The following is a 10,495-nucleotide window of genomic DNA, read 5'->3' on the forward strand; positions in this document are numbered from 1 at the left end:
TCAACGAGGAGCGGCTGTGAAGCGGTTACTGATCGACGGAAAGCTTGTCGAGACCGAGCGGACGGTCGACTCGATCAACCCCGCGACCGGTGAGGTCATCGGCCAGGCCGCGGAGGCGACCGTCGAACACACCACCGCCGCGGTCAAGGCCGCCCGCAAGGCCTTCGACACCACCAACTGGTCCACGGACGTCGCGTTCCGCGTCCAGTGCCTCAACCAGCTCCACGACGTCCTCCTCAAGCACAAAGAAGAACTCCGCGAACTCACCATCGCCGAGGTCGGCCACCCCCGCATGATCACCGACGGGCCCGCCCTCGGTGACCCCATCAACCTCGTCAAGTACTACGCCGACCTCGCCGCCGGCTACCAGTTCACCCAGGACCTCGGCACCGTCGAATCCCGCGGCGCCCAACACCACCGCTGGGTCGAACGCGAACCCGCCGGCGTCGTCTCCGCGATCGTCGCCTACAACTACCCCACCCAACTCGCCCTCGCGAAACTCGCCCCCGCCCTCGCCGCCGGCTGCACCGTCATCCTCAAAGGCGCCCCCGACACCCCCCTGCTCGCCCTCGCCCTCGCCGAACTCATCGCCAACGAAACCGACATCCCCCCCGGCGTCGTCAACGTCATCACCTCCCTCGACATCGACGCCGCCGAAGTCCTCACCAGCCACCCCGACGTCGACCTCGTCACCTTCACCGGATCCACCGCCGTCGGCCGACGCATCATGGAAGTCGCCAGCAGGACCGTCAAAAAGGTCTTCCTCGAACTCGGCGGGAAATCCGCCCTCGTCGTCCTCGACGACGCCAACCACGACATGGCCGCCATGATGGCCGCCTTCACCATCTGCTCCCACGCCGGACAGGGCTGCGCCATCACCAGCCGCCTCGTCGTCCCCCGCGCCCAGCACGACGCCATCGTCGAGAAGGTCGCCGCCACCCTCGCCCAGATCAAGGTCGGCGACCCGTCCGCACCCGACACCTACATGGGCCCCCTGATCAGCGAGAAGCAACGCGACAAGGTCGACAACATCGTCCAGCGCGCCATCACCGCCGGCGCCACCCTCGTCACCGGCGGCCAGAAGATCAACCCCGGGTACTTCTACACCCCCACCCTGCTCGCGAACGTCGACCCCGACAGCGAGATCGCCCAGGAAGAAATCTTCGGCCCCGTCCTCGCCGTCATCCCCCACGACGGCGACGACCACGCCATCGCGATCGCGAACAACTCCATCTTCGGCCTCTCCGGCTCCGTCCTGTCCGCCGACACCGACCGCGCCCTGAACGTCGCCCGCCGCATCCGCAGCGGCACCATCAGCGTCAACGGCGGCAGCTGGTACGCCCCCGACGCCCCCTTCGGCGGCTACAAGCAATCCGGCATCGGACGCGAAAGCGGCCTCCTCGGCCTCGAGGAATTCCTCGAAGTCAAAACCATCGCCACCCCAGCCGGAACCTGACCCACCAACACCAGCACCAACACCAGCACCAACCAGCACCGGCAAACACCAGCACCAGGCACCAGCCGGGGCGGTCCGGCGAGCCCCCGAAGGACCCGCCAGACCGCCCCGGCGGTCTGTACGGCGATCGCCGTCGCGGGCTGCGGACCGGGTCAGGCGCGGGTCTGCCGGCGGCCGCGCTGGGTGACGTCGGCGCGGCGGGCGGCGACGTGGCTGGTCCCGGGCCGCCACGTCTCGGCCATGAGCCCCTCGGCCAGGTGCGCCTCGTCGAGGGTCGCCGTGTTCGCCAGCTGCCGGTAGTGCAGCAGCAGGCGGCGCACGCTCTGCCCGTCGTTGCTCACGATGTCGCCGGCCAGCCGCCGCGCGCACCCCAGCAGCTCGTCGTGCGGCACGACATGGTTGACCAGACCGAGCCGCAGCGCCTCCGCCGCCGTCAGGAAGTTGCCGGTCAGCGACATCTCGACGGCCCGGCGCAGCCCGATCGACTGCGCCAGCAGGACGCTGGCCCCACCGCCCGGCATGATCCCGAGCCGGGCGTGGGTGTCGGCGAACAGCGCGCGTTCCGAGGCCACCAGGAACGTGCACTGCAGGGCCAGCTCAAGGCCGCCCGTCACCGCCACGCCGTTGACGGCCCCGATGACCGGCTTGTCGATGACGGGCAGGAACCGGAACAGCCCGTTGTCATGGCGCTCGGGCCCCTCCCCCGGCCCGCGCGGGACGGCGGAGGGCGGCACCTCGCCCGAGACCTCCTTGAGATCGACCCCGGCGCAGAACGCGGGATCGGCGCCCGTCACGATCACCGCGTCGACGCCGGGATCATCCCCGGCCGCGGTGACGGCGTCCCACAGCGCGTGGGTGAGCGCCCGGCTGAGCGCGTTGCGCGCGGCGGGCCGGTTGAGCGTCACCGTCGTGACGCGGTCCGCGGTCTCGACCAGGACGACGGGCTCGCTCTCGCCCACCACCGACACCCCGTTTCCGTAGGTCATGGATTCCACCGGCGGGTCATGGATTCTCCGCTCGGACGAGGTCCGCTACTTCACGGTCGCGGCGGCCGGCCCGCGCACGGCCGCCGCGACCCCGCCGTCCACGAGGACGTCGATGCCGCTGACGAAGCGCGCCTGGTCGGACAGGAGGAAGGCGACCACGTCGGCGACGTCCTCGGCCTGCCCGATGCGGCCGACCGGGGTCCGCTCGACGAGCACCTGCATGGAGCTGTGCTCCGCCGCCTCCTGCTGGCCCTGCGGCGTGTCGATGATCCCCGGGGAGAGCGAGCAGACCCGGCCGCCGAGCGGCCCGACCCGGACGGCCTCCTGCTGGGCGAAACGCTGCACCCCCCGCTTGGCCCACGAGTAGGCCCAGCCCGAGTCCTCGACCGTGGCGCCGAGCGCGGCGTGGATCCGGTCGAGTAGGTCCGGGGCGAGCGGCTCGTCCAGCGCGGCGTCGGCGGTCGGGTGCGGCTCGCCGATGCTCAGGATCGGCGCCATCGACGCGAAGTAGACCGACGCCGTGCCGGCGGTGGTGAGCGGCCGCAGCACCCGCGCCAGCTGGGCCGTGGCGACCAGGTCCACGGTGAAGATGCGCCGCCAGTCGGCCATGCTCGGGGAGATCCCGGCGGCGTGGGCGACGGCGCGCAGCGTGCCGAGTTCGGCGACCCGGGCGGCGAGCCGCTCCAGGCCCTCGACCTCGGTGACGTCGAGGACGAACGGTTCGACGGTGGCCGAACCGGCCTTGGCGAGCTCACCGACCACTTCGGCGACGGAGGGGTCGCGGTCCACCAGGAGCAGGACGTCCACCAGGTCGACCAGCCGGTGGGCGCAGGCCAGGCCCATGCCACGACCGGCTCCGGTCACGATGCCCACGGCGCCCCCGGGCCTCGCGGTGTCCCCGATGTTCCCGGTGCCCCCGATGTTCCCGGTGCTCACGGCTCGATCACGACCCGCAGCGCGCCGGCCTTGCGGTCGGCGGCGACCCGGAACGCCTCGGCGGCGTCAGCGATCGGGAACCGGTGGGTGATCAGCGTGCGGGCGATCTCGGGGTCCTTGGCGAGCATGGCCGCCGCGTCCTCCATCTCCCGGCCGTTCTCGTGGGCGCAGTAGCCCATGGACGGGATGAGCCGGGCCTCGCGGTGGAACAGCGGGCTCCACTTGACCCCGACCTTGTTTTCCAGCCGGACACCCACGCAGACCACCGTGCCACCGGGGGCGACGAGATCGATCGCGCGGTCGAGGCCGCTGTCCGAGCCGGCGGCCTCCACGACCACGTCGTAGAGCCCCTCGTGGGCGAGCGTCGCGCCGAGCCGCTCGCCGGCCTCGGCCTGGTGGGGGTGACGCGCGTCGAGGGCGACCTCGGGGGCGCCCTGATGCCGGGCACCGGCGACGGCGAGCAGGCCCAGCGCGCCGGCTCCGACGACGGCGACCCGGGTGTTCGGCCCGATGCCGGCGAGCCGCAGGGCGTGCCAGGAGACCGACGCCGGCTCGACCAGCGGGGCGTCGCGGACGTCGAGGCCGGTCGGGAGCGGGACGATCCGCTCCGCGGGGACCCGGAACCGCTCGGCTATCCCGCCATCCGCGGTCGCGCCGAGGGCCTGCTTCGTTTGCTCCACGCAGAGGTTGTACCGGCCCTGCCGGCAGAGGTCGCACACATTGCAGCCGATGATCGCCTCAACGACCGCCGCCGACCCGTCCTCGCGCACGCCCGCCAGCTCGTGCCCGATGATCCGCTGGCTGCCTAATCTGATGTACAGGAGGTCGGAGCTACAGATGCTCGCGGCCGCGATCTTCAAGACCTCGCCGGAGCCGGGCGGCTCCTCCAGGTCGACGACACTGACGCCGCCGTTGCCGGCACGTACGGCTTTCATGAGCGCTCCCTGACCGTGACGATTCGATCCGCCCTTACCACCCGCCTGGCCAGAACGCTGTTCTAACCATGCGGAAACAGCTTCTTCTTCGCCGGAATCGTACTCTGGCCACCCCGCCACGGAAACGGATCGCGACTTCCCCACCAGCCGGCATTCCGGCAGGTGCCCGTGGGCGGACGTGCCCGGCGAACGTGACCGGCGGGCGTCCCCGCGTGGCCGATATGGTGGGGATCTTCCCGGACGAAACAGTCGCCCACCGTCGGCGACGGCCGCGGGACAAGGGGCAGGCGTGCGACAACGGGCGACGGCGGTGCTCTCGGTGGCGGCGCTGACAGTCTGCGCGCTCGCCGCCTGCGGGGGCGCGTCGGACGGCCCCGGCGGCCAGGGCTCCGGCGGCGAGGTCCGCGCCGTCGACGGGCCGGTCGACCTGGGCGCCCTCAACGAGGTCTGCGCCGGAAACGTGGCCCTCACCTCCGCCCCGCCCTACACCGGGCCGGGGCCGCATCCGGTGGCCCTGTTCAGCCAGCAGCAGGGGAACGACCCCACCGGGTCGACGTTCCCCGTCCGGCTGCTCCAGGACATGGGCCAGCCCGAGCGCGACGCCTTCCTGGCACCGCCGGCGCAGGCCCAGCTCGTCGCGTGCGCCGAGCGGGACGCCCGCGAAGCGACCGACGTCATCTGCCGTTTCGACCTCGGGAGCCAACAGCGGGTCCCGTTCTTCCGCAGCTCGTACCGGATCACGGTGCGCGCGGCGCACACCGGTCAGGTCGTCGCCACCGTCCCGGTGAACCCGGCCGCCGCGGGCTGCCCGACCTCGGTGAAGGTCGCCTGGAGCGGCGCGGAGGTGTTCAGCGCCCCGACCGACCGCCAGATCGTCGCCGCGCTCACGTCCTTCGTCTCCTGGGACGGCACCGGGGCACCACCCGCCACCGCGGGCCCGGCCGACTCCTCGCAGGCGCCGACGGCGGGCGGGGCCCCGGTCGTCGCGGGCTCCGTCGAGATGACGACCGGGCCGGGCGTGGACCCGGCCAGCCCCGAGGTCCGCGCCCACCTCGCCTTCTGGGATGCCTTCACCCGCGCCCAGGAAGGTGACCGCGCCGCTCTCGGCTCGCTGGTGGACCAGGTCGACGCATCCTTCTTCGGCATGCTGACGACCCTCCTGGACCAGAACCGCGCCATCCCCGGCCGATCCGTCCGCGGGCCGCTGCGGCTGCTGGTCACCGGGGTCTCGGCCGGGCCGCAGGGCGGGGCCGTCGCCGTGGACAGCTGTCTGGACGAGACCGGGCGGGAGACCCTGGAACAGTCGCTGCCCACCGGGCAGCTCGGCCTCGCGTCCCGGATCCGGGTGGACCTGGCCCCCGACTCCACCGGCGGGTACCGCGTCACGGACTTCGCCGACGCGCCGCCGGCGCCGTGCCCGCCACCCGCCGGGCGGATCGGCTAGCCCGCGGGGCGAACGGGACGGGTCCGCCCGCACCCGCCCGCCGTCAGTCGTCAGTCGTCAGTCGTCAGTCGCAGCCATCAGCGAAGAACGCTCTCAGGAGGCGGAGAGGGTCACCTCGGTCGCGGGCCCGGCGAGGTTGTGGTGGATGACGAGGCTGGCCGTCGCGCCGGAGCCACCCCGCGGCGTGTACTCGGGGGTGACCACACACCGGGCCCCGGTCGGCAGAGCGGCGCCCTCGCAGTCACTCGTATAGCTGAACGCGGCGGCGTCCGCCCCGACGATCTCGACGGACGTGACGGTCAGCGGGTCGGCACCGGTGCTCTCCACCGTCACCGGCTGGCAGGCCGAGCTGGTGCAGAACACCGTCTCCGGGGTGACCGCGATGCCGGGCTCCGGGTCGGGCGGCGTCGGCGTCGTCCCGGCGCTTCCCACCAGGTTCACCTCGCTGGCGGGACCGCTCAGGTTCTGGTGGATGACCAGCGTCGCGGCCGCCGCCTCGCCGCTGTCCGGCGGCACGTAGCCGACACTCAGCGCGCACTGGTCACCGGGCGGCAGGTCGGCCTCGCAGCCCGCGTCCACGGAGAACGCCGCCGCGTCCGAGCCGACGATCTCGGTCGAGGTGACCCGCAGCGGGCCCGTTCCGGTGCTCGCCACGGTCACCGGCTCGGCGCACCCCGACTCGTCGCAGCTCAGCGTCTCCGGTGTCACCTCGATACCCGGTTCACCCGCCTCGCCGCCCGGCCCCTCGCCGCCCGGTGTGACCGCGGGGTCCGTCTCCGCCGGGACCTCCGGCAGCACCTCGACCTGCTCGGACTCGAAACGGCCACCGGAGTCGTCATCGGTCGCCTCGGCGACGATCCCGGTCGCCGGGCCGGTCACCTCCAGCAGGGCGACGTTCTCCTCGTCCTGCGGAACGAGCCGGTTCGTCCCGTCCACGGAGAAACGCAGGTTCACCGCGGCCAGCAGGGTGAACCAGGCGTCTTTCAGCACACCGGCGACGTTGTGTCGGACAATCATCAGGGTCCGGTCCGAGGAGACGTCCCGCGGCCTCGACACCGATTCACTGATCGTGAAGGTGCCGATGGGAGTCACCACGTCACGGCTCGCGCTGACGTCGATCTCACCGTTCTCGTCGATGGCGAACACGATGGGCGCGAACGGCGGCTTGTATTCGGCCTGGCAGGCGCCGGCGCCGAGCAGAACGAGGACCGCGACCAGAAATCCAGCCAGGCGACGCCGACCGGCCCGGGCCACCACGGTGAAACCGGAACGGCCCGTCCACCGCCACGTCCGCCGCGGCCTCGGCGCCGCCACCACCGCGCGCCTCTCGCTTTCCGTCGACCCGCCAGGACTGGGATCCGTGCTCACCTGTGACGTCATGGAAGGCCCCCCGACCGCAAGTGAAAGAGAATTCATGGCGCGCGGAACCACGCTGGCCGACGGGCCAGCGCACCCCCCGTGGCGCGCTGGCCCGGACCTGATCCGCCACGGCAGTGAGCCTGATCCAGGCGGGGGTGGTCAACATCAGGGGTAGCCCTGTAACCAAGACCGGTCGCGGGTGGGATCCTCGGTCGAATGCCCGCCACTGTGCCGGACCGCAGCGCACCGCACCGAGCCGGCCCGCCGACGGGGCCGGAGCCCGTCGGTCAGCGATCGGTCAGTGGTGTGCTCTCAGATAGGTGAGCACCGCGAGGACCCGCCGGTGATCGTCCGGTTCGGGGGCCAGGCCGAGCCGGGTGAAAATGCTGCGCACATGAGATTCGACCGTCTTGGGAGTGAGGACCAGCTTGGCACTGATCGCCTGATTGGAACGGCCCTCGGCCATCAGCGCCAGCACCTCCCGTTCCCGGGCGGTCAGGGTGTGCAGGGGGTCACGCCGCAAGCGGTCGGTGATCATCAGATCGACCACCTCGGGGTCGAGAACACAGCCGCCCGCCGCGACCCGGGCGACAGCTTCGACGAACGCCTCGACACCGGTGACGCGCTCCTTGAGCAGATAGCCCACACCCCGGGCATTCGCCCCGAAAAGCACCGGAAGGTAATGCGACTCCAGGTAATGCGAGAGCAGCAGCACCCCGAGGCCCGGATGCCTGGCGCGCAGCTCCACCGCGCTCTCCAGCCCTTCCAGCCGGCCGGTGGGAGGCATCCGGATGTCGATGACCGCGATGTCGGGACGCAGCGCCGAAACCGCGTGCCGCAGCCCGTCGGCGTCACCCACCTGACCCACGACCTGGAAGTCGTGCTCCTCCAGCAGCCAGGCGATGGCCTGACGGAACAGCGGCGCGTCATCCGCCAGGACGACGCGGGTCGGTGTCACGGGCACGGGAGCACCACCCGTCCGGACAGCCGGCCACCGGGCCGGCCGCCCGCGGTCAGCCCACCGTCGCCCACGACGCCCACGCCGGCGCTGCCGGCAGCGCCGGCGAACACCACGGCCGTCCGCGCTCGGCATGGATGAGCCGGGTTGTCCCCCCTTGGCACCGTCCCAGCATTCCAGGCTTGCCACGAAACGTCACAGACCTGACACAAAGAGGTCGCAGGCGCTACCGGACAGCGGCGGCCCCGCCAGGGCGGCCGCCAGGCGATACCCCCCGAAGAGCACCGGGGATCTCGAGGTGACCACCACGGTTCCGGCCCGAACGACGAAGAGGCCACTTTCGAAGATCGAAAGTGGCCTCTAGCTGGTCGACCGGATTGACCACAATGCGAACCGCTACCCGATTGTCCCCGGCCCTGTGATATCCATCACAGACCATGGTTGCGGGCCGTCTACCAGCGGAAACACCACCACACCGGCACCCCGCCGACGCCGCACAGCCCCCACCGGCCGACGGCCCACCACATCCGGATGACGCCCGATGGTCGGGGACGGCACCCGCCGCCCCCGACCATCCACATCCACCCCCGATGGCCGCCCGGACGACTGTCCAGCCCGTCCACTCCGCAGACCACCCAGCTGAACCGAGCCAGGCCCACAACCGGCCACACCAAGATTCACATCCTCATCGGCGCGCATCCCCGACACGCCGAACACCCAGCGTTAGCCTCCCCGCCAACCACCACCCGGGAAACCGCACCCCGCACCAGTCCCCCAGCTACAAGGACCGGTCGCAGTGTCCGACAGCCGACAGTCCCCCGGGATCGGAAAGAACGAGGAAGCCGATGCCCGACCATCCCGACCCAGCACCTACCACCGCCGCTAACGCAGCCAACCGCCGAACCACTGCCGCCCCAGCGGCCCGCCGCCCCAGGGCGGCGCCCGTACGCCTGACAGAGATCCAACTGACCCTCATGACCGGCAAGGAAATCGCCGAAGCCGTCACCCTGCTTGCGAACCTCATCGACCACCACTACCCCACTGATCGTCCCAGCCGATCCGCAACACAGCTGCCTGCGCCGAGAGGACCGCCTCGTCGGCCTCGTGCGATCCCCCCGCCGCTCTGCTAACCCAACAGCTGACCGCCTGGACCACCGAGGCTCGGACCGCCGACCTGCGCCATCTAATCGCCTTCACCCGCGCGTCGGCCTGCTGTCGCCCCGGCTCTTGGGCCCGGTCCGACGAAGCCGAGTCCGGCGTACCGACGCCCAGGGCGTCAAATGCTCGTGGAAGGACTTGACAGCCATGCCGAATCCGGCGCCCCCGACGAGCGCAGCTTCGGCGACGTTTCCTCGTGCCCGCCAGGTAAGGCCGCCTGCAACGGCGGCGGTCACCACTGCCAGAAGCAGCACCACCGCTGTGCGCAGGACGAATATCGCTGGCGGCACTTCACCGGCCGACCTCGTGGCAGGCACTGTCGACGTGGCAGGCCAGTCGCACGCATGCAGATGGCTCACGCCGCGCGGCGAGCAGGGCCCGACCATCGACCCGACCGGTCCCAGGACGGTAGGTGGTACGCGATGTGGCAAGCATGGCGTACGACTCGACCGGACCTCAGAACCGACCAGCACCGGCACGGCGAGCGCACCCACACCAGATCTGGTTCTGGTGGAGCCGTTCGGGGCAGATCGGGCCGGTGACCTCTGCGGCGCGGATACGGCCGGTCGGCGCACGCCCGGCCACGGTGGCGCGGTGCCCGACCCGCGAACTGGCCGTGGTGGGATGTCCGTCGCGAACGGGGCACGGTCAGATCATCACCCCGAGCTGCCTGCGTGAGTGCTGCACATTTGTCACCGGGGAGGTTGCGATATCGACGGCTGATGGTTGAAGCTGCTGATGATCCACACTGAGGCGGGCGGCCATCGGGACCATGCTCTTGCGCTTGCCGTCGGTCAGCAGCCCCCGCACATAAGCTCACCCTTGCCCCGCTGATCCCACCGCGGCAGATCCGCGAACATCTCACCCGCGAACCGTTCGATCACCGGCCGCACCGGGTCCATCTCACCCAGTTCCATACCAACCACCGCCACACAGCTGAAGACGACAGTCAGCACAATCACGGACAGACCTAATCAAGTCCTACTAAAGGCTGTTTCGTAACTCGGTTTGGGTGGGGTGTGGCCGGTCCGCGTGACCGGTCAGCCGGTCCGGCTGATGTTGTAGAGATGGGCGATCCCGGCCGCGGTGATCCCGAGGGTGCGGGCCTGGCGGCGGTAGTCACGCAGGATCTTCCAGGTCTTCATCCCGGCGAGGGCGTGTTCGACGCGGGCCCGGACCTTGCGGTGCACCCTGTTCAGCTCCTCCTTCCACTCCGACAGCGGCTGTCCGTCGAGGGGTTTCCGATACGGCATGATCACGTCT

General features: G+C 71.1%; 8 protein-coding genes and 1 pseudogene. 2 read left to right on the forward strand and 7 right to left on the reverse strand.

From position 1 onward, the window contains the following. The first annotated feature begins 16 nt into the window (after window positions 1-16). Window positions 17-1,456: an aldehyde dehydrogenase family protein gene (locus tag B056_RS0134530; RefSeq protein ID WP_018501992.1), complete on the forward strand. Its 1,440-nt coding sequence runs from the start codon at window positions 17-19 to the stop codon at window positions 1,454-1,456. 152 nt (window positions 1,457-1,608) lie between these two features. On the opposite strand, the gene B056_RS0134535 is transcribed toward B056_RS0134530, so the two are convergent. The 3 genes from B056_RS0134535 to B056_RS0134545 are packed head-to-tail and all read right to left on the reverse strand — an operon-like array spanning window position 1,609 to window position 4,313. Beyond that, window positions 1,609-2,442 (reverse strand): enoyl-CoA hydratase, encoded by an 834-nt coding sequence (locus B056_RS0134535; protein WP_018506391.1) that lies wholly within the window; start codon window positions 2,440-2,442, stop codon window positions 1,609-1,611. 45 nt (window positions 2,443-2,487) lie between these two features. Continuing rightward, a complete protein-coding gene (locus B056_RS0134540; protein ID WP_026240496.1) occupies window positions 2,488-3,345 on the reverse strand; it encodes an SDR family oxidoreductase in 858 nt (285 codons plus the stop codon). 29 nt (window positions 3,346-3,374) lie between these two features. Next, window positions 3,375-4,313 carry a zinc-dependent alcohol dehydrogenase gene (locus tag B056_RS0134545; RefSeq protein ID WP_018506393.1) on the reverse strand — a complete coding sequence of 313 codons (939 nt, stop codon included), beginning with the start codon at window positions 4,311-4,313 and terminating at the stop codon, window positions 3,375-3,377. Window positions 4,314-4,602: 289 nt separating this feature from the next. On the opposite strand from B056_RS0134545, the gene B056_RS0134550 reads away from it, so the two are divergent. Further along, window positions 4,603-5,757, forward strand: coding sequence for a hypothetical protein (locus tag B056_RS0134550; RefSeq protein ID WP_230203331.1), 1,155 nt, complete (start codon window positions 4,603-4,605; stop codon window positions 5,755-5,757). A 93-nt stretch (window positions 5,758-5,850) separates the two neighbouring features. On the opposite strand, the gene B056_RS0134555 is transcribed toward B056_RS0134550, so the two are convergent. The 4 genes and pseudogenes from B056_RS0134555 to B056_RS0134580 form a co-directional block, all read right to left on the reverse strand. Continuing rightward, window positions 5,851-7,071: a choice-of-anchor D domain-containing protein gene (locus B056_RS0134555; protein WP_230203332.1), complete on the reverse strand. Its 1,221-nt coding sequence runs from the start codon at window positions 7,069-7,071 to the stop codon at window positions 5,851-5,853. Between the two features lie 343 nt (window positions 7,072-7,414). Beyond that, a complete protein-coding gene (locus B056_RS0134560) occupies window positions 7,415-8,080 on the reverse strand; it encodes a response regulator transcription factor (protein ID WP_018506396.1) in 666 nt (221 codons plus the stop codon). Between the two features lie 1,878 nt (window positions 8,081-9,958). Next, window positions 9,959-10,134, reverse strand: a pseudogene (locus B056_RS46410) (transposase); the annotation flags it as partial. 138 nt (window positions 10,135-10,272) lie between these two features. Continuing rightward, the coding region (locus B056_RS0134580) for a transposase family protein (protein ID WP_018506400.1) at window positions 10,273-10,495 on the reverse strand (223 nt) is incomplete at its 5' end.

It is taken from the genome of Parafrankia discariae, from assembly GCF_000373365.1.
GTDB classification, from domain to species: domain Bacteria; phylum Actinomycetota; class Actinomycetes; order Frankiales; family Frankiaceae; genus Parafrankia; species Parafrankia discariae.

Bases quoted from the DNA above. Each gene is read 5' to 3' on its own strand.
- B056_RS0134535 (WP_018506391.1), bottom strand. From the start codon at position 2,442: ATGACCTACGGAAACGGGGTGTCGGTGGTGGGCGAGAGCGAGCCCGTC.
- B056_RS0134545 (WP_018506393.1), bottom strand. From the start codon at position 4,313: ATGAAAGCCGTACGTGCCGGCAACGGCGGCGTCAGTGTCGTCGACCTG.